This is a genomic window from Sorangium sp. So ce1153 (assembly GCF_051521595.1).
GTDB lineage: Bacteria > Myxococcota_A > Polyangia > Polyangiales > Polyangiaceae > Sorangium.
The window spans coordinates 12590317-12612039 of record NZ_CP150361.1; the positions used below are offsets into that span (position 1 = coordinate 12590317).

At 70.0% G+C, this 21723-nt stretch carries 15 protein-coding genes and 1 pseudogene; 2 read left to right on the plus strand and 14 right to left on the minus strand.

Annotation, left to right across the window (positions count from 1 at the left end; all coding sequences use genetic code 11):
* Positions 1–159: 159 nt before the first annotated feature.
* Positions 160–486 (plus strand): hypothetical protein, encoded by a 327-nt coding sequence (locus WME85_RS45820; RefSeq protein ID WP_437830752.1) that lies wholly within the window; start codon positions 160–162, stop codon positions 484–486.
* Here WME85_RS45820 and WME85_RS45825 read toward each other — a convergent pair.
* The 10 genes and pseudogenes from WME85_RS45825 to WME85_RS45870 form a co-directional block, all read right to left on the minus strand.
* Positions 473–1300: an alpha/beta fold hydrolase gene (locus tag WME85_RS45825; RefSeq protein ID WP_437830755.1), complete on the minus strand. Its 828-nt coding sequence runs from the start codon at positions 1298–1300 to the stop codon at positions 473–475. The two genes, WME85_RS45820 and WME85_RS45825, sit on opposite strands and share 14 nt — an antisense overlap.
* 82 nt (positions 1301–1382) lie before the next feature.
* Positions 1383–2207, minus strand: coding sequence for a lysophospholipase (locus WME85_RS45830; RefSeq protein WP_437830757.1), 825 nt, complete (start codon positions 2205–2207; stop codon positions 1383–1385).
* A 50-nt stretch (positions 2208–2257) separates the two neighbouring features.
* Positions 2258–2416 carry a DUF1427 family protein gene (locus WME85_RS45835; protein ID WP_437830759.1) on the minus strand — a complete coding sequence of 53 codons (159 nt, stop codon included), beginning with the start codon at positions 2414–2416 and terminating at the stop codon, positions 2258–2260.
* A gap of 42 nt (positions 2417–2458) precedes the next feature.
* A pseudogene (locus WME85_RS45840) lies at positions 2459–2809 on the minus strand (isochorismatase family protein); the annotation flags it as partial.
* A 161-nt stretch (positions 2810–2970) separates the two neighbouring features.
* Entirely contained in the window at positions 2971–4380 is a 1410-nt protein-coding gene (locus WME85_RS45845) for a DUF1552 domain-containing protein (protein WP_437830760.1), read from the minus strand.
* Entirely contained in the window at positions 4377–6089 is a 1713-nt protein-coding gene (locus WME85_RS45850) for a DUF1592 domain-containing protein (protein WP_437830763.1), read from the minus strand. Before WME85_RS45850 ends, WME85_RS45845 begins: the two co-directional genes overlap by 4 nt.
* Positions 6090–6365: 276 nt before the next feature.
* Positions 6366–7202 (minus strand): BPTI/Kunitz domain-containing protein, encoded by an 837-nt coding sequence (locus WME85_RS45855; protein WP_437830766.1) that lies wholly within the window; start codon positions 7200–7202, stop codon positions 6366–6368.
* 342 nt (positions 7203–7544) lie between these two features.
* Positions 7545–9236, minus strand: a complete 1692-nt coding sequence (locus tag WME85_RS45860; protein WP_437830768.1) for a metallophosphoesterase family protein — start codon at positions 9234–9236, stop codon at positions 7545–7547.
* 73 nt (positions 9237–9309) lie between these two features.
* Positions 9310–10665, minus strand: coding sequence for a c-type cytochrome (locus WME85_RS45865; RefSeq protein WP_437830770.1), 1356 nt, complete (start codon positions 10663–10665; stop codon positions 9310–9312).
* Positions 10662–12029, minus strand: coding sequence for a DUF1501 domain-containing protein (locus WME85_RS45870; RefSeq protein WP_437830773.1), 1368 nt, complete (start codon positions 12027–12029; stop codon positions 10662–10664). The genes WME85_RS45865 and WME85_RS45870 overlap by 4 nt, the downstream gene beginning before the upstream one ends.
* Positions 12030–12210: 181 nt before the next feature.
* Between WME85_RS45870 and WME85_RS45875 the strand changes: the two genes are divergently transcribed.
* Positions 12211–13911, plus strand: a complete 1701-nt coding sequence (locus WME85_RS45875; RefSeq protein ID WP_437830775.1) for an AAA family ATPase — start codon at positions 12211–12213, stop codon at positions 13909–13911.
* Here WME85_RS45875 and WME85_RS45880 read toward each other — a convergent pair.
* The 4 genes from WME85_RS45880 to WME85_RS45895 form a co-directional block, all read right to left on the minus strand.
* Complete coding sequence (locus WME85_RS45880; protein ID WP_437830777.1) at positions 13901–14698, minus strand: AAA family ATPase; 798 nt, start codon at positions 14696–14698, stop codon at positions 13901–13903. The genes WME85_RS45875 and WME85_RS45880 overlap by 11 nt on opposite strands.
* Positions 14699–15217: 519 nt before the next feature.
* Positions 15218–15877 (minus strand): nucleotidyl transferase AbiEii/AbiGii toxin family protein, encoded by a 660-nt coding sequence (locus WME85_RS45885; RefSeq protein ID WP_437830779.1) that lies wholly within the window; start codon positions 15875–15877, stop codon positions 15218–15220.
* Positions 15858–20744, minus strand: a complete 4887-nt coding sequence (locus WME85_RS45890) for a hypothetical protein (RefSeq protein ID WP_437830780.1) — start codon at positions 20742–20744, stop codon at positions 15858–15860. The genes WME85_RS45885 and WME85_RS45890 overlap by 20 nt, the downstream gene beginning before the upstream one ends.
* 272 nt (positions 20745–21016) lie before the next feature.
* Positions 21017–21715, minus strand: a complete 699-nt coding sequence (locus tag WME85_RS45895; protein WP_437830783.1) for a hypothetical protein — start codon at positions 21713–21715, stop codon at positions 21017–21019.
* Between the last annotated feature and the right edge of the window lie 8 nt (positions 21716–21723).

A 21723-nucleotide genomic window follows, 5' to 3' on the forward strand; every position in this document is an offset into this window, starting at 1 on the left:
TCCGGCACACGCGCTGAGCGCGACGCCCGCGCCCACAGCATGAAGGAATGTTCTTCGGGAAGGTCGCTTCGTCATAAAGGGCAGCGCTCCTTTGAGGACGAAGCCCGATTGCAGGGGACATGCCACGCGGACACAGGCACGAGTCCACGCTCAACCGAGGTGGTGGTGCTCGAGACGGCGCTAAGGCCGAGCTTGCCGGCGGTCGTTGGCGCCCCGGTCCAGCTGCAGCAGGTGGTCCTGAACCTGATCCTCAACGTGAACGACGCTTCGCGCGACGTCGAGCCCGCTCGTCGCCGCATCACGGTTCGCACGTTCGTCGTGCAAAGCGACGCCGAGGCGTCGGTCGTGCGCAGGCATGCGTTTGCCCGTCCAGGCGGCGACCACTACGACGCTGCCGACGCCACGCTGGCCACGCGCTCGGTCGCAGACAGCGATGAAAGGCCGCGGACCCTCGAGTCCGCGGCCCTCGCCCTCAAGAACGGATGAACTCGAGCAGATCCGGATTGACGACGTCCGGGTTGATGGTGCACAGGCCATGCCCCAGGCCCTTGTAGACCTTGAGCGTGCCCTTCTTGAGCAGCTTGATCGAGAGCAGCGCGGAATCCGCGATGGGCACGATCTGGTCGTCGTCGCCGTGCATCACGAGCGTGGGCACATCGATCTTCTCGAGGTCGTCGGTGAAATCGGTCTCCGAGAACGCCTTGATGCAGTCGTAGTGCGGCTTGATACCGCCCATCATGCCCTGCCGCCACCAGTTGTCGACGACGCCCGGCAGCGTCGTGGCGCCTGGGCGATTGAAGCCATAGAACGGCCCCGCGGGCACGGCGCGGTAGAACTCCGCGCGGTTCGCGACGAGCGAGGCGCGGAATCCATCGAACACCTCGATGGGAAGGCCGCCGGGATTCTTGTCGCTCTTGACCATGATCGGCGGCACGGCACCGATGAGCACGGCCTTCGCCACGCGGCCGTCCTGCCCGTGCTTCGCGACATAGCGCGCCACCTCACCACCGCCCGTGGAGTGGCCGATGTGCACCGCGCCCTTGAGACCGAGGTGAGCGGTGAGCTCCGACACGTCGCGGGCGTACGTGTCCATCTCGTTGCCGTCGAAGGTCTGCGACGAACGCCCGTGACCGCGACGATCGTGGGCGATGACGCGAAAGCCCTTCGCGAGGAAGAACATGAGCTGCGCATCCCAGTCGTCCGCCGACAGCGGCCAGCCATGATGGAACACCAGCGGCTGGCCGCTGCCCCAGTCCTTGTAGAAAATCTCGACGCCTTCTTTGGTCTTGAAAATCGGCATGTGGCACTCCTTCTATCTATTGAATGGCGTGACGCAGGAACGAGGCCACCTGTTCGGCGGCGAGCTTATTCATGATGGCACCTCAGGCTACGCGCGCGTTGATCCAGCCCACCACGTCGGCCATCACCTGCTCTTTGCCGAGGTCGTTGAGCAGATCGTGGAAGTGCCCTTCGTAGAGCTTCAGCGTCTTGTCGCTCGAACCGGCCCTGTCATGGAAGAGCTGGCTGCCCGCCGGCACGGTGGCCTTGTCTCTGGTGCCGTGCATGATGAGCAAGGGCAGCGTGATGGTCCCGAACTCCGCGCGCATGCGGTCCGTGGCCTTGAGCAGCGCGGCCACCGTGCCCGCCGGCTGGACTTCACCGTGGGTCAGCGGATCCGAGTTCAGCTTCTGCAGGGCCTGCGGGTCGCGCGTGAAGTCCTTCTCGTGCAGCTTCAGCACCGGCAATTTCGGCGCCACGCGCCCGAGGAAACGCACCAGCGACAGCACGGGCTTGGGCGCCCACACTTCGAACGCGAAGCTCTCGCAGATGAAACCGGCGATCTCTCCCTGATGATCCAGCGCCCAGGTGCAGGAGATCACTCCGCCCATGCTGTGACCCAACAGAAACACTTTGAGGCCGGGCTCGCGGTTTTTCACCAGGGCGACGAACGTCCCCAGATCGTCCGTGTACTCGGCGACGTCATCGATAAACAGGCGCGGCCCCTCCGATTTGCCACGCCCGCGATGGTCGTAGGCATACACGGCAAAACCCGCCGCCGACAGCTGCTCCCCCGACCACGTGTATTGCCCGCTGTGCGCAAGAATGCCGTGGCAGAGCACCACGGCCGCGCGCGGTGTCCCCGCAGGCCGCCAGGAGCGCATGTGGAGGCGCGTGCCACCGCGGCCGGTGAATGTTTCTTCTTTCATGGGAGATCCTCGTTAGAGATGGCGTTTGAAGAACAGGAGCGGCGGATGGCTCAGCGGGAGGCGTGGTCGCCATGGTCGGACTCGAGCGCGGAAACGCCGGTGATCCTGGGCGCGCACTCGCGGGAGAACCATGCCGCACTGAGCGGCTCCCCCGCAAGGAGCCGCCGCGCGACCGGGACGACCTGCTCGCCGAGGAGCATGCCGAGCATGCCGTATCCGCGCGACGATCGGCGGCGCCGGTGAGCGCACGTTCAGCACGCTGTAGCAGATGCCGCGACCAGCACGCCGACGCCCAGCGAGAGCAGGTAGAGCTTCATGCGCTCCTGGTGGCCGCCCTCGGAGGCGTTGAACATGGACTCGGCGTGGATGATGCCGAGGCCGTAGGCGCCCCCGAGCTCGGCGGCGATCCCGGTGGTCGCGCCGTAGGTCGCGCCGCGAGCCCAGTCGCGCTGGAGCTCGAGCAAGTACTGCAGGGCGGTCAGCGGGCGCGCGCCGGCCTGGACCATGCGCGTGACGGCGCGCTCGTGAGCCTCGTCAGACACGTCGCCGCAGGCGTCGGTGATCACGTAGACCTCGAAGCCCTGCTCGATCGCCGACCCGGTGTTCGACGAGGTGGGGACGGCCTACGACTTCGGGCCGTGGTTCGTGCCGCGATCGTGGTTCGCGACGGCGACGCGCTATGTGACGCCAGAGAGCCCGGCGTCGCTCAACGCTCGAGCTCTGACGCACCTCTCGCTCGCCGCCGGGCCGGCGACGCGCTGGATCAGGCCTTGAGCTGGTCGAACTCGCCGGGCTCGCCGAAGGAGCCGAAGTTCTTGATCGGCCCCCCGCCCTCCTCGGTGCAGCCGACCGCGTTCGCGAGCGTCGTGAGCAGCTTGTTGTGGGGCGCGTCCTCGTCCTGCACGGTGTCCCGCTGCCCCGTCACCTTGATGTACTGCCCCGTCTTGAAGTAACCGCCGCAGCTCCCCGCGATGATGTACGGCAGGTCGCGGAAGTCGTGGACCTTGCCGTTGGAGAGCTCGTTCATGAACACGACGGCGCTGTTGTCGAGCACCGACGTCCCGCCCTCGTCGTAGCCTGCGAGCCGGTCGAGCAGATACACATACTCGCCGATGAACCAGCGATCGATGTTGAAGAGCATCTCCTCGTAGCCGTCCACGACGCTCCCGGAGTCGTCGTCCTTCGTGTTCCCGTGAGACAGCTTGTGGTGGTTGTACTCGTGGCTCATCCCGTCCCACTTGAAGATGGGCCCGTGCGCGCCCGAGCCCCACTGCAGCGTCGCCGACCGCGTCGCGCCGGTCGCGATCGCCAGCGCGAGGATGTCCATCTGCATCCGGCCGATCTTCTTGAACTCGGCGTCGAACGACACCGTGTCCGGGTTGATCGCCTCGATCTCGGCTGCCCGCTCGGGCGGGAGCTCGCGCGGGATGACCCCCGCGTTGCCCATGCCCACCTCGAGGTCGCGCACCGTCTGGAAGTGCATCTCGAGCTTCTCGCGATCGGCCTTGCTGAGCTTCTTCTTGAGCAGGCCCTCGTACTCGGCCCCGACCAGGTCGAGCACGCTCTCGCGGCGCTTCGTCAGCCGCACGAGCGCCTCCTCCTCGAGGTTCGTCTCGCCGATCAGGTCCTTGTACGCGAGCCACGGGTTGTTCTCGCCGGCGACGGGCTGCTCGCTGCCGCTGTACGAGATGTGCCCGCGCACGTTCGGCGTCCTCGCCCCGACCATCAGCGTCAGCGCGGGCGTGCCCGGCGGGTTGACCTTGCTCGCGATGAACTGATCGAGCGAGATCCCCGCGGGGTACTGGCTGCCCTGGACGAGCGGCTGCGCCGTGAGCTTGCAGCCCATCCCCTTCGCGTGGTCGTCGCCCGCGCTCATGTCCCACCCGAAGCCGCGCGGCGCCATGTGAATGCCCCGCGGGATCAGGAGCCTGTCCCGGTACCCGGCGAGGGGCGCTATCGCCCGCTCGGCCCCGAACGACGCGGCCGTCAGCGCGCCGTACTGCGTGCTCGGGAAGAACCGGTCCATGTTCACGCCGTTGCACATGAAGAAGGCGATGAACCGGCGCGCCGCGCTCGCCGGATCCGCCTTGGCGTCGCCCGCCCGCAGCGACTCGAGGAACGGGAGGCCGAGCATCACCCCGCACGCGCCCCGCAAGAACGTTCTGCGCTTCATTGGTCCACCTCTTCCACCGCTCGATACCTGAACGTCCTCGTCTGCGTGAGCGCGACGAGCAGCTCCTTGATGTTGTATCCGGACTCCACGAGCTTCTTGTCGAGGTCCTCGATCGTGCACGCGTCCTCGCGCGAGAGCTGGCGGGCGTTGCCGTATCGGTACCAGTTCGTCAGGTAACACCGCTGGGCGACCGGGCTCTCCGCGAGCTGCTTCACGAGATCGATGGCGCCGTCGAAGCTCACCTCGGTCTCCCCGACCCTCATCGTGCCGGTCGCGTCGATCGGCTCGCCTTCCTCGTCGGCCCGGTACCGCCCGACCGCGTCGAAGTGCTCGAACGCGAAGCCAGGCGGGTTGATCATGCCGTGGCACGAGCTGCACGCCTTCGGGGACGTGTGCGCCTCCACCTGGTCGCGCGTCGTCCTGATCTCGCCCTGGATGGGCGGCAGCTCCGTGTTGATGTTCGCCGGCGGGTCCAGGAGCTCCGCGCAGAGGATCTGGCGCTGGATGAACACGCCGCGGTGGATCGGCGAGGTCTTGTTGAAGAACGCGTGCGAGCTCAGGAAGCCGGCCTGCGTGAGGAGCCCCGCGCGCTCGCTCGGGTCGAGCGGCGTCTCGACGAGCTCGCTCGTGAACGACCCGTCCACGCCGTAGATCGGGGCGAGCTTGTCGTTCACGAACCCGACGGGCGCCGTCATCAGCGTCCGGTAGTCGCCCTCCAGCTCGAGGATGACGTGCCGGATGAACTGCTGCGTCTCGGCCAGCATGGCCGAGGAGACGCTGGCGTCGAAGCCCTCGTAGAGCGCGGGATCCTTCGAGAGATCCGCGTAGCCGCTCATGTGGAGCCACTGGCGGTGGAAGTCGTCGAGCGCGCTCACCGCCTTGTCGTCGGCGAGCATGCGCCGCGCCTCGACCTCGATCCCCTCGGGCGTGCCCAGCGCGCCGCCCTCCGCCGCCGCGAGCAGCGCGTCGTCAGGCAGGCTGTTCCAGAGCAGGTACGAGAGCCGGGTCGCGACCTCGTAGCCGTCGAGCGGGATGACCTGCTCGCTGTCGAGCTCGTCGCTGAGCTCGACGCGGTAGAGGAAGTGCGGCGACTGGAGCATCGCCTCGATCACATGGCGGATGCCCTGCTCGAACGGCGTGCCCGACTCGAAGAGGCCGTCGCCGCGGGCAAAGGCGGCGGCGTAGGCCTCCTCCTGCTCCGCCGAGAGCGGCCTCCTGTAAACGCGCTTGCCGAGCTCCTTGATGAGCTGCCGGGCGCACGCGGCGCCGTCGCCCTCCGGGGCGCAGGGCAGGATCTTGCCGAGCACGGCCTGGTCGGCGACGGCGTCCGCCGCGATCGTCTCCGCGGCGCGGCGGTAATCGCGGGCGAGGCGGTCGGAGACGGTGAGCGCCCTGGCGTTGTTGGTGAACCCCTCGAACGCGGGGTCCGCCAGGAACGCCGCCGAGGCCTTCATGTCCTTGCCGAGGAGATCCCGGATCGTGTTGTCGTATTGCGCGTGCGTGAGCCGCGTCAGGCGCGGCATCGGGCCGGGCGCGGTGACGCCGGGCGCGCACTGGACGCCGGTGCCTGGACCGGGACCGGGACCGGGACCGGGACCGGGACCGTCGCCCGAGCTCGATCCGCCCTGGTCTCCGTCTGTTCCCGAGCACGCGGCCGCGCACGAGAGCGCGAGGGCCACGAGCAGCATCCTCGGGGTGCTTCGATTCACGGGCAGCTCCCTTCGCGAAGAGGTCGAAAAGAAGAAATGTACAAGCGCTCCAGGAAGAGGCTATCGGCGACAAGCGCCGACCGTCAACGCGAGGCGGGCGCGCCGCGGCGGTTTTTCTCGTCCGCGCCAGACTCATTCGACCGCATCGGCAGGGCGCGTTGGTGACGCGCTGCTGACGCGCCGCGGCCGGGGAGACGCCGTCTGTGGGTGCCGGGGAGAGCCTTGCTCACGGCTCGGGTGACAGCGCCCGATGGCGCATGCAGGCGACGCTGGCCTTCACGGCCCCGCGGGCATCTCGGGCCGACACCTGCCCTCCGAGCACACCGCCTTCATCCCGGGCGGATACACCGGCGCGCAGGGAGGGCACGCGCCGGAGTCGTCGGGGCAGACCAGGCCTCGGAGATCCGCGCTCTGGTTGAGGGCGATGATATCCATCCCGTCGCACCCTTCGCAGCACCCGAGGCCGTCGCGCAGGACGCACTCTGCGTCGTCCGAGCATTGCGTCAGCGGCGACTCGCGCACGTCGACGACGACGCAGCGCCCGCCCTCGCACGCGGCGGTGAAGTACCGGGACGTGCGCTCGGCCTCGCCGACCTCCGGGCACGGCGCGCACGCGATGTCCCCGCACCCGGTGGACTCCCGGTAGTCCTCCGCCGCGGCGCGGTGGACGGCGACGAACGCGCGGGCGTCCACAGGGTCGCAGGCGGCACAGCAGCGCGGCGAAACAAGGACGCAGTCGGCCGGCGCCGCGCAGGTATCCATGTCTGGAGCGCCGCCCTGGCAGGCCTCCTGGCACGCCGCGAGCGACTCGAACCGATTCTCGTTGCCCCCGCAGCCGCCATACGTGAACGGCTCGCACACGCCGTTGCTCGGGTTGTGCCAGTAGCTCGGGATCGCCGCGTTGCAGTCGCCGATTTCCTGCGGCAGCTTGCACCGGGCGGGCAATTCGCCGCCGCCGCCGCTGCCCGCGACCGGGCCGCTGCCGCTGCTCGCGACCGGGCCGCTGCCGCTGCTCGCGACCGAGCCGCTACCGCTGCCCGCCACCGAGCCGCTGCCCGCGACCTGGCCGCCGCCGCCAGCGCCCCCGCCGCCCGCGCCCCCCTCGTTGTCCACCCTCGCACCGCAGCCCGCTGCGAGCAGAAGAGAGGTAAGCAAGCCAAGACCGAGGGCCAAGCGCCGATGCATACGAGAGCGTTTGCAACCGCCGTGCCCTCGGCTGCCGGCGGACGGGGCCGCGGATCGCGCGAGGATCGCCGGGGTTTCGACGGCGCGCCGGGCCGCTGTGTGCCAGGCGGCGCGGCACACCGTGACGACGTCGTCGAGGTGCGGCGCCCCGCCGGCCCGCGGCCTTCGCGTGGGCGACGTCATCCCACCTGCCACCTGGTGGCCGATCAGGGCCGGCGCGCGTCAGGGCCGCGCGCTCGTCATGCGAGGATCGCGCGCGTCACGCGGTGATCACGCGGTGACCTCGAGCGACGGGAGCTGCTCGCGGAAGAACGAGTTGTACTTGGGATCGTTGTACCGCTCGTACTCGATCACGAAGGGCGTGAGTTGACTCACTCCCCCCTTGTAACGAATGGTGAGCGCCATCGGCGTCACCTCGCGGTAGTTGCTGTTCGGCGGCAGGTCGTCGTTGGTCTTCCCGCCGGCGGAGAACAGCGTGAGGAGCACGCCGTCGGGGTCGTCGTGGACGACGCGGAAGCCCTCGGAGATGCGCTCGTGGCCGCGGATCAGCGTGGTACAGCCGAGCTTCTGCATGAAGCTCTTGAACTGCCGCTTGCCGAACGGGAAGCGGGCGGTCGCCCGCTGGAGCTCCGAGGGGATCGCGTCGACCTCGCTGGGGTCGCTCCAGAGCATCTGGAACCGGATGTCGGGGTCGTTGAGCGAGGAGATGGACCGCCACTTCGCGGCGATGGTGTCGTCGCGGGGGATCCCCGCGTGGACGAAGAGGATGCGGTCGAAGACGAGCATGTTGGGGAGCGCCTCGAACAGGCGCATGTACGCCGCGAACACCTCGTTCGGCGCGATGGCCGCGAGCGAGCTCATCGCCTCGGAGGGCCGCACCGGCGCGAGCACACGGCCGTTCAGCTCGACGTAGTACTCGTGGTTGCCGCGCAGCACGAAGACGTTGTCGGGCGCGGCGAGGAAGAGCTGCATCACCGTGCGCAGGATGCCGTTGTAGCTGAACCTGCCGCGGTCGATGTAGTCGCCCAGGAACACGAGCATGATCCGCGGGTTGTGCGCCGGGTCCTCGCGGTGGGCCTGCACCTTGGCGAAGAAGTCCGCCTGCATCAGCGCCGCCTTGAGGCACGAGTAGCAGCCGTGCAGGTCGCCGACGACGAGGAGCTCGACCTCCTCCGCCGGGTCCGGCGAGGCGACGTAGACGTGGCCGTCGAGGAACGGCGGCTGCCCGGCGAAGCCCGCGAAATCCGCCGCGCCGTCGAGCCGGCCGGCGCCGCGCGCGCGCTGCTCCTCGAGCTTCGCCTCGAACCTGCGCATCAGGTCGAGATCGACCTTGGCCTGCTCCGCGAACGTGGCGGGGTCGCTCGCGTAGTCCCACTCGAACGCCTTGAAGAACGGGTGGTCGACCTCGCGCGCCTTCTTGCGCGTGGCCGGGTCGATCACCACCGCGCCCTGCTCGACGGGCTCGATGTCGACGTCGTCGATCTCGGTCGGGCTCGCGAGGAGGGCGAAGAGCTCGTCGCGGAACCGCTGCTCGTTCGGGTGGACGACGCCGTCGGCGAGCATGAGCCCGTCGACGATCGCGAGCAGCGACTCGCGGCTCTCGTCGTCGAAGCCGTCGAGCAGCTCGAAGCAGCGGAGCTTGATCTTGGCGAGGACGAAGTCCCTCGGGTCCTCGCCCTCGGCGACGCTCTCGGTGAAGAGGCTCTGGATCTGGTGGTCGACCTCGGCGAACACCTCGTGGAAGTGCCCGGTCCACCGCGCGACGACGTCCTGGTTCGCCTCGGCCTCGGCGCCCAGGGCGTCGCGCGCGCGCTGCCCGACGAGCTCCTGGATGTAGCCGCGGATGAAGGACTTCTCGGTCGCGTCGAGCTCGCCGTCGATGTACCCGAACCCCGTGAGATAGTAGATGATGGCGTGCATCTGCTGCTCAGCGACGCGTGGATCAGGGCTGAACGACATCATCAGGCAGCTCTCCTCTGGCGGTGGTGCCCCAGGGTAGCGCAAGACGGGCGCGCCGCGGCGACGGCCGCGCGCCTCACGGCCGCCGGGCCGGGCTCACGCGCTCGACGAACGCGCGGATGCGCGCGCGATCAGCCTCGGACAGCGGGCGCCCCGGGGGCGGCATGGTCCGCTCCTCGATGACCCGGCGCGCGATGGCGTCCCGGCGCGACGTCCACGCCGCGCCCGTGGAGAGGTCGGCGCCGCCCTCGCCGCGCGGGAGGTGGCACGGGGCGCACGCGCGGGCGAACACGGGCGCGATCTCGTCCCAGGCGGGCCCGGCGTCGCCCTCGGCCGCGGCGAAGCGCCGGAGGGCGCCCGAGGCGAGCAGCCAGACGTCGCCGCTCGGCGATCCGATGAGCCTGCCGTCCCGCGGGAGGCGCGCGCCGCGGGTCTCGCGCGCGCCGGCCTCGTCGAGCACGCCGAGCTCGTCGCCGTCGGCGAACCACACGCGGTCGCCGGAGGCGGCGAGCCCGTGGAGCGCGGCGCTCGCCTGCAGCCGGAGGCGCAGCACGCCGGCGCCGTCCTCCGCGTAGAGCGCCGCCGGCGTCGCCGCGACCAGCGCGCCCGCGCCCGTGACGGCGAGGAGCGGCGCCGGGCCGTCCGGCAGCGGGTACGCGCGCAGCGCCCTCGTGGCGACGTCGAGGGCGCGGAGGCCGTCGCCGCCGGGCGCGAGCCCGTCGCCGCCGGACGCGAGCCCGTCGCCGCCGGACGCGAACCCGTCGCCGCCGGGCGCGAGCCCGTCGCCACCGGACGCGAAGGCCACGCGCCCGCCGCCCGCCGCGAATGCCGCGAGCGGACCGGTCGCGTAGCGCGTGACGAGCGCGCCGTCCGCCACCGCGATCTCGCCGTCCAGCGCGAAGGCGGCGCCGCCCCCACCGAGTCCGAGCGCGGCGCGGACCGCGGCGCGCTCGAGGCCGTAGCGGTCGGAGACGGGCTCGAACGCCCCCTCGCCGGGCAGCCTGAACAGCCGCCCCTCGGCGTCGACGCCGACGATCCACGTGCCGTGGCCGTCGGGCGCGGGGAGCGCCGCGGCGCTCGCCCAGCGGTGGGGCGCGCGGTCGACCCGGGCGAGCGCGCCGTCCACGAAGATCGCCGCGGCGCCGTCGTGGAACAGCACGACGCGGCGTCCGTCGTCGGCGAGCGCGCGGACGGGGCCGAGCTCGCCCGGGGCAGGCCACGCGACAGGGCGCACGGCGAGCTGCGGGAGCGGCGCCGCGGCCGGCGCGGCACAGCCGGCTAGCGCGAGCGCGGCGAGGGGCGGCGCGAGCGCGGCGAGGGGCGGCGCGAGGGCGGTGAGGGACGCAGCGAGCGCGGCGAGGGGCGGCGCGAGGGCGGCGAGGGACGCCGTCGCGAGGGCGGTGAGGGACGCCGCTCGGCGCAGGAGCTTCACGACGGCCGGAGGAGCTCCGGCACCACCTCGCCGTCGCGCAGGTGGTCGCGCGGCGAGATGCCGAAGGCGAACAGGAAGGTGGCGAGCAGATCCGGCGGGGCGATCGGTCGCGGCCCGCCCTGGAACGCCTTGGCCGGGGCCGGCAGGAGCTGCTCCGCGTCGGTCTTGCCGAATGAGAAGTTCCCGCGGAACCGGGGGGAGATCACCATCGCCGAGTTGTTGGGGTAGTGGTCGCGCCCCATCGCCGTGTTGATCTGCGGCGTGCGGCAGAAGTCGCTCGTCACGAGGATGTGCGTGTGATCCGAGAGCTTCTTGCCGGACCTGGTCGGGTGCGGCGTCCCGTCGAGCGAGCGGACGAGGGCGGCGATGAGGTCGAAGAGCTCCTGCTGCGTGGCCGCGTGCTGGCGGTAGTTGCTCGTGTGCGTGTCGAACCCGATGCTGGCGAAGCTGACGCAGCGGACCACGTTCCGCCGCATCGCCTCGAGCGCGAACGAGGCGTTGACGGCGGCCTGCCTGGCGAACCGCGCCGCGTGGTTGAACTCCGGGTGCGCCTTGACGAGCTTGCCCCTGGAGAACACGTCCTGGAGCCCTGCCTTCAGCATCCGGCCGAGCCCTTCCGCCTGGAGCGCGAAGCCGTTCAGGGGGTCGGCGTGGAGGGAGCGCGCGGCGAGCGTCCTGGCCTCCTCGGAGAGGAGCGCTGTCACGGCGGCGCGGTCCTCGTCGGTGTCGTACGGCTTCGCGCGGTAGAGGGAGCGGCTGATCGTGCCGATGTCCGCCACCATGAGCGGGGCGGCGCGGCGGTCGAGGCGGTCGCCCACGACCGCCGAGGGGAACTGCACCGAGACGATGGGGAACGTCTGGTCCGCGCCGAGCTCGCTCGCACAGATCGCGTCGACGCTCGACGACGTGGTGCGGCCGCCGCTGAGGTGCCTCCCCGTGGTCGCGAAGGCGGTGCCGTCGGGGTGGCTGACGGTGTTCATGGCCAGCCCGTTGACGATGCACAGCCGGTCGTACAGCTCGGCGAGGGCGCCGATGCCGGGGCCGAACGCGAGGCTCGAGCCCTGCGGCCGCACCAGCGCGAACGTCTTCGCGCCGCCGGGCCCGGGCGCGTCGACCCAGAGGCGGAGCGGCGCCGTGTCGGTGTTGTCGGTCGTCGCCGGGTCGCAGAGCCCCTTGCCCTCGTTCCGCGGGTCGGCCCACAGCGTGACGTCCCAGCCGCCGGACGCGTGGATGAAGAGGAAGAACTCGTCCTCCGCCGCCTTGCCCGGCGCGGCGAGCGCGCGCGCCGGCAGGCCGAACGCGCCGGAGAGCGCCGCGCTTGCGGCGGCCTTGAGCAGCGCGCGGCGCGGGAACGCAGGAGCCATCGCGAGCGCAGTTTGCTCCCGGGGATGGCAGCGCGCAAGAGAGCGCGACAGCGCGCCTGGGCCCGCGCCTGGCCCCGAAATGCGCCGCGGCTGGCGCGGCGATCAACGGCCAGCCCCGCCCGCTTGCTACCGCGCGCGCTCTTCTCCATGCTCGGGATGCCCCGCGCGTCGAGCGATCACGATGAGCCAGCGCATTCCTATCGGCGTCTCTGATTTCCGCGATCTGCGCGAGCGCGGGCTCGTCTACGTCGACAAGACGCACCTCATCCAGGAGCTGCTCGATCGTCCAGGGCTCCTCGGGCTCCTGCTCCCGCGGCCGCGGCGCTTCGGCAAGACGCTGAACCTGTCGATGCTCCGGTGCTTCTTCGAGCGGCGTGACGAGGACCTCTCGCACCTCTTCGAGGACCTCGCCATCTGGCGCGCGGGCGAGCCTTACCGAACGCACTTCCAGCGCTACCCGGTCGTGTTCATGACCTTCCGTGACGTCAAGGCCCCGGCCTTCGAGGCGTGCTGGAAGGCCATGCGGAAGAAGATCGAGGCGCTGTTCGACGAGCACCGAGCGGTGCTCGACGCGGGCGCGCTCAGCGAGCGGGAGGCGCGCGACTACCGGGCGATCCTCGACGGCACGGCGGACGAGGTGCTCTACCAGCGCGCGCTCTGCGATCTGTCCGCGTACCTGCACCGCGCTCACGGCGAGAAGGTCGTCATCCTCATCGATGAATATGACGAGCCCATCCACGCCGGGTTCGTCGGGGGCTACGCCCGCGAGGTCCTCGATTTCTTCCGCGCCTTCCTGACCGGCGGGATCAAGGACAATCCTCACCTGTCGAGGGCGGTCCTCACGGGCATCCTGCGGGTCGCACGGGAGAGCATCTTTTCGGGGCTCAACAACATCGGGGTCTACTCGCTCCTCCGCACCGAGTTCTCCACCTGCTTCGGCTTCACCGAGCCCGAGGTGATCGCGCTCCTCAAGGACGGGGGCGCGCTCGACCTGCTCGAGAGCGTGCGCCGGGCCTACAACGGTTACGTCTTCGGCGAGACAGTGGTCTACAATCCATGGTCGGTGCTGAGCTTCCTGGCCAGCGACGACCGGCGCACGCGCAGCTACTGGGTGTCCACCAGCGCGAACGAGCTGATCAGGGATCTCTTGGTGTTTCACGCGCTGGACGTCGAGGACGACATCGCGATCTTGCTCGAGGGGGGCTCCATCGAGCAGCGGCTCGATGAGAACGTGGCCCTCGACCAGCTGCCGGGCAGCCCCCGCGCGCTCTTTGCTCTGCTCGTTTTCTCGGGGTACTTGCGCGCGGAGGCGACCGAGTCCGGGACGACTCACGTGCCGGCCTATCGATTGTCGATCCCGAACGACGAGGTGCGCGAGGTCTACACCAGCACCTTCCGGGACTGGATGGAGGAGCGGCTGACCGGGCAGGGCGCGAGCTCGCGGCGGCTGGTGCGGGCGCTGCTGAGCGGTGATGTGATCACCTTCGAGGAGCAGCTCCGGGCGTTCGTCACGAATGTGCTCTCCTATCACGAGGCGCGCCGCCTCGGCCCGGAGGAGGTCTATCACGGGTTCGTCGCGGGGCTGCTCGCCACGCTGGAGCCGGACTACGAGGTGCGATCGAACCGCGAGTCCGGGGAAGGCAGGCCCGACGTGCTGGTGCGGCCCCGGCAGCCCGGCAAACCCGGGGTCGTGCTGGAGATGAAGGTGGCGCGGGGCGGGCAGACGCTGGAGCAGGCGCTGGAAGAGGGGCTTTCGCAGATCGCCCGCAGGGACTACGCGGCAGAGCTCCGCGCCGCCGGCGCGTCTCCGGTGCACGCGCTCGCCGTGGCGTTCAACGGCAAGCAGGTGGCGGTGCGCGCTGAGGCCGGCGTCATCGGGTGATCGCCTCGCTCGACGGACAGGGCTGTTCCCTGTCCGTCGGCATCGCGCGCTCGATAAAACAAGTGAGCTGGAAGGCCAGGTCGACCGCCTCGGGCGCGAAGACCTGCCCCGTGTCGGTTGCATGCTGAGCGTAAAGCCCCGCCACCTCCTCGCGGGTGAAGTCGCGCAGGAGCACGGACTCCTCCTTCACGTTGGACGGTGAGGCGCTGCCGAGCTGGGCCCCCTCGCCCGCGGTGACTTTGTAATCACGAACATCGCGCATCCCGACGAGGGCAATGGCCCAGGGGAAACCCTGCGGCCTGCGCCGATGGCCCCCGCGGAGCTGGCTCAGCGCCGAGAGCAGCGTGGGGCCGGTGAGCGCGTCGATCTCGTCGAGAAAGAGCACGAGCGGGCGAGGACAGGCCTGCGCCCACGCCGCCAGCGCGGCGGCGAGGCGGTGGCCCGGCGCCCCTTCAGGCCACGGCGGCGGACGCAGGTCGGGCGGGAGCTGGTAGGTGGCATCTTCCCGAAAGGATTGAAGAATCGCGGCTTCCGCGGCGCCGACGTCCTCCGGGAAGGCGCGCCCTACCTCGAGGGACAGGAGCGCCGCCGCGTAGCGACCTTCCTGCGCCAGTGCGGCGGCCAGGGACAGGAGCGACGTCGTCTTGCCCGTCTGCCGCGGGCCATGCACGACGAAGTAGCTCTGGCGGTCGATCAGCCGGCGCAGCCGCTCGATGCGCCGGAGGGGATCGACCATGTAGTGCAGGTCGGGCCTGCACGGGCCCGCGGTGTTGAAGAAGCGCGCCATCTCGCCGCCATCCTGCCATGCGAGCCCCGGGAGTCACGTGAGACCGGACGCTTGTGACGGCGGATGGAGCGGTCTGTCGCCGCGCCATAACCCGGGCAGCAGCGTTCGGGTGCATGCCAGCGCATCCCGGAGGCTGGCCAGCAGATCGGGCGCGCATGCCAGCGGTCGCTGGGCGCACTCCCCGGCGCTGCTGGACATGTTCCCGAAGCTGCTGGGCGCGCTCGCCGGCGCTGCTGGGCACGTTCCCGGCGATGCTGAGCGCGCTCCCCGGCGCTGCTGGGCACGTTCCCGGCGATGCTGGGCGCGCTCCCCGGCGCTGCGGGACACGTTCCCGAAGCTGCTGGGTGCGCTCGCCGGCGGTGCTGGACGGGCTCTCGGGGCTGCTGGACGTATTCCCCAGCGCTCCCGGGCGGCTGGCGAGCCTGTCGGTATGCTGGTGATCTGCGACGATAAGAGCTCCGACGAATCGGGGGCCGGCACGTCCGGCCTTCCCCAGCCTCGCGCCGCTCGACAGGCTCCTCAGGAGTCGCCGCTTTGCGTGGGGAAGGCCAACCGCCCTAGACGAGAGATGAGGTCCTGGAGAAAGGTCCGCAGCTCCGGCACCGGGATATCACCCGGGATGGAGGCATCGTCGCCAACCTGGATCTCCGAGAGGATCCATGCCAGGGAAGCAGGCGTAACAGCACCATCCTTTCGCTTGGCGCGCGGCAGCGCGTCCTCCACGCTGTAGCCCGCCTGTTCCAGCGCGAAGACGTCGACCAGATCGCGGATCTCCGAGCGGGACAGCAGCGCGCACAGCTTATTGGCCAAGATCTCCTCCGGCGGGTCTACCCGGATGTCGCCGAAGAGCTGCTTCTCCGGGTCGACCTGGAAAGTGTGATCGACGACCAGATCGACCATCACCCGATCCTTCCCCCGCTTCACCAGGCGGCGGCGAAACGTGGGCGCGGTCTCCTTGTTCTCGATCGCACCGCCGATCTCCTGCGCGACCGCTCGCAAGGCCTCATCCGCGCGATCCAGATCCGCCGAGGTCGTGAAGAGATCCAGGTCCGCCGTTCGCCGGTGATGGAGGTGAAAGCCAGCGAGCGCCGCCCCCCCCGTCACGAAGAACCGCCGTTCGCGACGAAAGAAGGCCGCGAGCACCTCCTCCTGCAGCGGGCTAAGCAGGCTCTTGCTCAAGTAGACCCTCCTTGTGCCATAACTTCAGCAGAAACTCCCAGAAGCGCCTGCGTCGCCCGAGGTGCCGGGCCAGCTGGCTGAAACGCGCTGCGACCTCTTCGGGCGTGGTGAACCGCCAGACGTCGGGATCCTGGGCTTCGCGCAGGATCTTGCCCAGCAGACGGTCGCGCTCTGGCGGTGATGCGCTCTTCAGCCGACGTCGGACCTCGCTGACAGGAATGGGATCGTCCCAGAGAAAATAGGGGATGGCCTGAGCGTCATCGAGATCGCTGGAGAGCGGTGTGGCCAGCTCCGGGTTCCCGGGGCCGATCGGAGCCTCGGAGGGGCTGCATGGATCCGGGGCTGCTCGGCTTGAAGCGTCGGGTTCGTCAGCCCCGCGGACGCTGCCTGAACCGGGCAAGGGTACGACGTCGATCCTCGGGTCGCCGACGCTCGAGTCGCCCATGACCGCGAGCCAGAGCCAGCCGCGAAGCGCAGGTGGAGCGTCTTTCGAGAGATGGTCGATGATCCCGGGGGCGGGTTCACGAAGCAGCCTGACGCCCCAGACGAGACGTTGACTCCGATCGTCCAGCGCTCGCTCGAGCGCGCGGCGCCTGACCACGAGCGCCTTCTGCCATGTGATTTGTCCCGACGAATGATGAGAATAAATGGCCTGTACGCGCTCTTCGCGATCCATGAAGCACCAGTTCGCCCCTCCTCCCACGGGCCTCGCGTCGACGAGACCGAGGAGGACGCGGAGCCATCTGGCCGGGAGCCTGCAGGACCGCGCCATGCCACGAAGCCCATGATAGCCGGCCTCGACGGAGGTGCCCATCAGCTCGATCGCTCGACCGCCCACCGGAATCTCGTACGCTCCGATGCGCTCTTCCGACCAGGGAGCCCACATAGCCTCCCCAGGATCGACACGATTACACCCCAAATCGCCGTCCTCGCAGAGGTAACCGATGATTTGTGGGTCAACATAGCGCGCATGAACCGCAATCAACCCGGCGTCGCGCTCTGCCACCGCGGCGGCTCCGATCGATAGCGTGGAGTCGGCCTGACTCTCCCGCTCACGTGCGCGAACTTCTCCCCAGAGGGTGATCCACTCGTCGTCTTCTTCCCGTTCGAAGCGCGGGGCTGCACCTCTCGGAAGACGAAGCCAGGGCTCGATCTCGGGTGGCGGGGCTTTCATCACCCACTCGATGGCTCGATCCACCTGGTCGTGGGAGTCCAGGTGGATCGACGAGACGAGGCCGTCATCCGCCCAGAACACCCAGGGCTCTCTTTCCCTGGAGGACTCCAGGGCGGCGTCGCTCGACGGATTGGGATCGAGCAGGTCGATGAGCACTGGATCCACGGGCGGCTCGATCAACCCGGCGGCCCCGCCGCGCACGTCCGCAGGCGCGCGCGCCGCGAGATAAGCTTGCAGCTGACGGCAGCCGGTCCTGATGTACTTCTCGGCCACCGTACACACCGGGCTGACCTCCCCACGTACCCTGGCATCGCCGTGGTACCGCGCGATCGCCACATCCATCCCGACGGTCGCGGCCGGCTCCTCGCCGCGCGGATCTCCATAGAACTCAGCCTCGCTCCAGCCCACCGCGCGCAGGTGTGCCACGAGCGCGCCGAACGCGAAACGAAGCGGCGAGAGCGCGGAGATCTCCGCCTGCTCCGCATGCGCGCGCAGGATTCGAGCGGCGCGCGGGTCGAGCCCCTCTGCTCGCTCCGGTGACCACATGTGCAGATCCATCGACACCGCATATCGGAAGAACGGATCGATGGCCGGAGGCACGACGTACCAGGCGAACTCCGCCGAGACAGGCTTGACTCCGTGATGATCGCTCGCCGCTCGGGCGGCCTCGGCGTCGATAGGGAGCGTTTCCCCGGTCGGCGCGTAGAACCGATGCGCCCGTTCGAGAATGGCAGGATCCACGACGATGCCCACGGCGCGCGCGCGCTCGACGATGCCGCGCGCTGCATGGAGCACCGCGACGTCATCACGGCGATGTGGTGCGTCCGGAGAGAGCAGGTGCTCGTCGACCCACCGGACGAGCCGCACCAAGCTCGGCTCCGCGCCGGTCAGGCAGGCGGCCCCGAAGGCTACCATCGAGACGTCCTCGACCATCTGGGGATCGTTGGTGCAAATCACCAGATCCAACCATCGGATCAGCTCACCGAGATCTCTGGACGCCCAGCGCGCCAGCTCGGCGCGGAGGCGCCTGCGCCAGGCCGTGTCCACCGACGTGAGCGCCCAGGCCAGGAGCAGCGGCGGACCGTCCGCCGGGTCGTCTTCCGCGAGCGTGAGCCCCTCCAAGGCCCGATCACCGCTCCCTTCCCATGGCTGCCCGCCGTCTCCGGGCAGATGCTGCGGACCTGACCAGAACTGGTCACGCCTCGCCGGCAAGAGAGGCAGGAGCGCCTCATGGACGAAGCGAGGGCCGAAAGGGTGCGTCACGTCCCGAGCCACTGGAACGCAGAGCTCGGCCAGCACCCGCCGGCACGAGGGCATGCTGGCCCGCAGCCGCTCGAGCACCCATCCGTGGTAGGTGCGGGCTGCGCCGTCATCCAGCGCGGCGATAGCCCGCAGCTCCAGGCGTTCTATCTCCTCGCGCGGCAGCTGGTCGCGCCAGAGGCCCGAGCGAACCAGGCTGATACCCTTCTGCGCAAGCAGGATCGCCGTCTGCGTCAAGGCGTCGCGCCGATCCCGCAGCACCTCGGGGAGCGGCGGCGCCTCGCCTCGGGCCAGCGCGTCCCGCGCCGCGTCGCATGCTCGGCGGGCGATCAGGTAGTCCACGAGGGGCTCGAACGCCAGCTCGACATGCTGGAACGGTGGAAGGAGGCCATCCGACTCGACCGCCCACTCGATGACGAGGTCGTGCTCCTTGGCCTGTTCGAGCAGCCAGTGAGCGTCGATGATCGAGATCCCCTGCGCCGGCGGGACCGCTGCATGAACCGCTGCGACAGCGTCGTCACGGCTCATGGCACCGCGCCCCATGCTGGCCTCGGCGAGCGCCGTGAGCGCCTCTCGCACGGGGACGCGCCGGCTCCACCCGCGCTTGTCTTGCAGCTCGTCTTCGATGCGCCGGAGCTTCTCGCCGAGCAGCGCCGTGAGGGACACGTCCTGGGGTCGAGAGCCCCAGGCTGCTGCTGGGGGCGCTGGCATCCGGCCGCGGAGCTCGCAGTAGAGCCGCACGCTCAGGGGCTCCCGGATCGCCCAGCGGATGCGCCTGTCCGGGAGCTCGATGTGCGTCGCTCGACAGGTGGCCCGCAGCAGCGTGTCGACCTCGCCGCCTGTGGGGAGCGCGATCTCGTCGAAGAGGTCGACGCGTACACGACCCAGGATCGCCTCGCGGCTGGCCGTTCGCAGGGTCACCGCGGCCCGTACGCGGGGGTGGCGCTCGAGGTGCACCGAGAGTTCGCCGAGCAGCTCGGCCCAGCGGTGGTGCTTCCCCGACTCCTCCAGACCGTCAATCGCGAGCAGAAAGCAGACCGGCTCGGGCTCCACCCCGTCACCGTGGCCCGAGGTGGCTCCGGACGGCGCGGCAGGGTCCTGGACATCAGCGGCACCATCCGGATTCTGCACCGGCCTTCGCGCCCGTCGCACATCAGCGCGTGTCGCCGTCGCTTCCATGGCGTTCAGGATCTCGGGGAGCCGGGAGCGAGGTTGGTCCAGAGCCTTCTGGAGGATCTCGTCCCACCCTCCGAGAGGGCAATCCCTGGCGCGGAGGATCACCGCTGGCATCTCGCGGCTCAGCTGCTGCTCAACGGCATGCGCGAGCCCGTGGGTCTTCCCGACGCCCGGCGCACCGACGTAGGCGCCGAGGAGCCGCGCTCCGCGCCAGCGCGCCCACGCATCGCGAAGCAACGAAAATGGACGCCCCAGCTCGTCGACACAGCGCTCCAGGTGCTCGCGGATGCTGCGCGTGGGGACGTGGAAGCGGTCGCGCTCGAGATCGAGGAGCACCCCGGCGAGCCGCCGAAGGTGTTCCTCGTCGTGCTCGCTCGGCTCCAGGTGCTCCGGGAGGGGCGTGGCGTGACAGAGCGCATAGGTCAGTGCCTTGCCCGCATCTATCATGCGGTCCAGGGCGTCGAGGGCTGCCCCGCGGAGTTGCTCCGCGTCAGTGACGTCGCGCCCGAACATCGATAACCGCTCCAGGCGAGCCACGTCCTCGCGAAGCGCCTCCAGCTTGGCGGTTGCCTCCTTCACGTGGAGCAGGATCTTCGCGCGCGCTTCACGCTCACCCAAACGGAGCGCGAGGTCTTGCTCCAGCCAGCCGGTTGCGTGCAGGTGCGGAGCGTAGCGCACGTTGAGCCAGCCACGATGGGCAGCAGCGAAGCGCTGGGTCAGGTCGTTCAGTGTGAGGACGCTGTCGGTGAACCAGTACGCGTGCAGTCCCTCGTTTTCGCTCTCGCCGAGCAGTTCCTCGAGCTTCGCCCTGTCCCAGAGAGCGACTTCAACGTGCGGCGCAATCGCGTTCGCCTTGGAGATCCAGCCGCTCCACCGCGCCCGTTCTGTCTCCTCCTTGCCTCCGCGATCGTCGGTCAGAGCACGGGGCATGGCGACACAGTAGCGCACGAGGTCCGGGCGTACCTTGAGCGCCCGCTGAAAGGAGTCGTGAATCTGATCGATCCGGTTTCGATCGAGGCGTCCGGAAAAACACTTCGCCTGCAGGCCTACGATCTTCCCGGACGCCAGCACGGCGTACGCGTCCACGCCGCCATCGCCCCCTCGCCCGTCGGGGATCCGGAAGTCCCGGAGCTCACCGCCATACTCCCGCCGGCACCAGCGCTCGAAGAGCTGGCCGGCGAGGGCCTCGAAGGCCTCGGCCTCGTCCTTCCCGTGCGCGTCGAACCGGCTCCAGTCCATGCCTCTCGCGAGCAACATGCCCCTCGATGCCCCCGGTGCGCAAGCTGGCCCGACCCGCTTCGATCCCGCGCACTGTCTCGGCGCCGGGCGCGAACGGCTCGGTGTACGGGGTCGTCGCTCGCGCGAGCATCCAGTGCGTCGTGCTCACGTCCCTGGCCGAGCGGGCACCCGGCGCGCTCTACCGATCCAGCGGAATTTCCGTCCCAGCCATGCAAGGGCGAGCGGGCGCGCGCTGTTGGGTATCGAGGACGACAGGAGACCCGACGGCGCGCCCTCGTGCCAGCCGGGCATCAGTACAGCAGAAACTCCGGGTGCCGCACGAGCCCGTAACACACCGCGGCCCACCCCGCCTCTTCCGGCGAGAACCGCGACCTCGGCGCGCCCTTCGCGCGGTGCCGCGCCGCCGTGGCCTGGTAGAGCGCGAAGAACCGCCGCTCCCGGTCCGGCGGCGCGAGGCGCGCCGGGTAGCTCAGGAACGTCCGGTGCAGCACGTCGAAGCGCGGGGCGAAGGCCGCCTCGTCGAGGCCCGGCGCGGGCAGGTCGAAGGCGAAGATGAGCCGTTGCTCGATCGGGACTGGCACGCTCGCCTTCCAGTCGTGCTCCAGCGCACGGTCGCAGAGCGCGATGCCGAGCCGCTCGAACGCCGCCATCATCAGCGCGTTGGTCTGCGTGCCGCGCGGGAGATCGAGGCTGTAATCGGGGAGCCCGAGCGCCGCGAGGTAGTCTCCCCACGTGTCGAACAGCGCCGACCTGTCGTCCCCCCGCGCGCGGCGCTCGACCTCGGCGGGCGCGAGGCCGCCGAACAGCCGGAGATAGCTCCTCAGGTACGCCTCGGCCGGGACCAGCCGCAGGTCCTCCTGCGGCGCCCGGCTCAGGGCGACGCGCCCCGTCTCCCGGAGCGGCGCGGCTGGCCGCGGCGCGACCGCCTCCGGCGGGCCGCCGCACGCGCCCGCCAGCACGGCCAGGCCGGCAAGGGCCAAGGCCCTCACCCGGCCGG

What these genes read in the sequence shown, in the direction of transcription:
- WME85_RS45830 (WP_437830757.1), bottom strand. Translation starts at nt 2,207, where the DNA reads ATGAAAGAAGAAACATTCACCGGCCGCGGTGGCACGCGCCTCCACATG.
- WME85_RS45870 (WP_437830773.1), bottom strand. Translation starts at nt 12,029, where the DNA reads ATGGCTCCTGCGTTCCCGCGCCGCGCGCTGCTCAAGGCCGCCGCAAGC.
- WME85_RS45860 (WP_437830768.1), bottom strand. Translation starts at nt 9,236, where the DNA reads ATGATGTCGTTCAGCCCTGATCCACGCGTCGCTGAGCAGCAGATGCAC.
- WME85_RS45825 (WP_437830755.1), bottom strand. Translation starts at nt 1,300, where the DNA reads ATGCCGATTTTCAAGACCAAAGAAGGCGTCGAGATTTTCTACAAGGAC.
- WME85_RS45835 (WP_437830759.1), bottom strand. Translation starts at nt 2,416, where the DNA reads ATGCTCGGCATGCTCCTCGGCGAGCAGGTCGTCCCGGTCGCGCGGCGG.
- WME85_RS45875 (WP_437830775.1), top strand. Translation starts at nt 12,211, where the DNA reads ATGAGCCAGCGCATTCCTATCGGCGTCTCTGATTTCCGCGATCTGCGC.
- WME85_RS45890 (WP_437830780.1), bottom strand. Translation starts at nt 20,744, where the DNA reads ATGTTGCTCGCGAGAGGCATGGACTGGAGCCGGTTCGACGCGCACGGG.
- WME85_RS45845 (WP_437830760.1), bottom strand. Translation starts at nt 4,380, where the DNA reads ATGAAGCGCAGAACGTTCTTGCGGGGCGCGTGCGGGGTGATGCTCGGC.
- WME85_RS45880 (WP_437830777.1), bottom strand. Translation starts at nt 14,698, where the DNA reads ATGGCGCGCTTCTTCAACACCGCGGGCCCGTGCAGGCCCGACCTGCAC.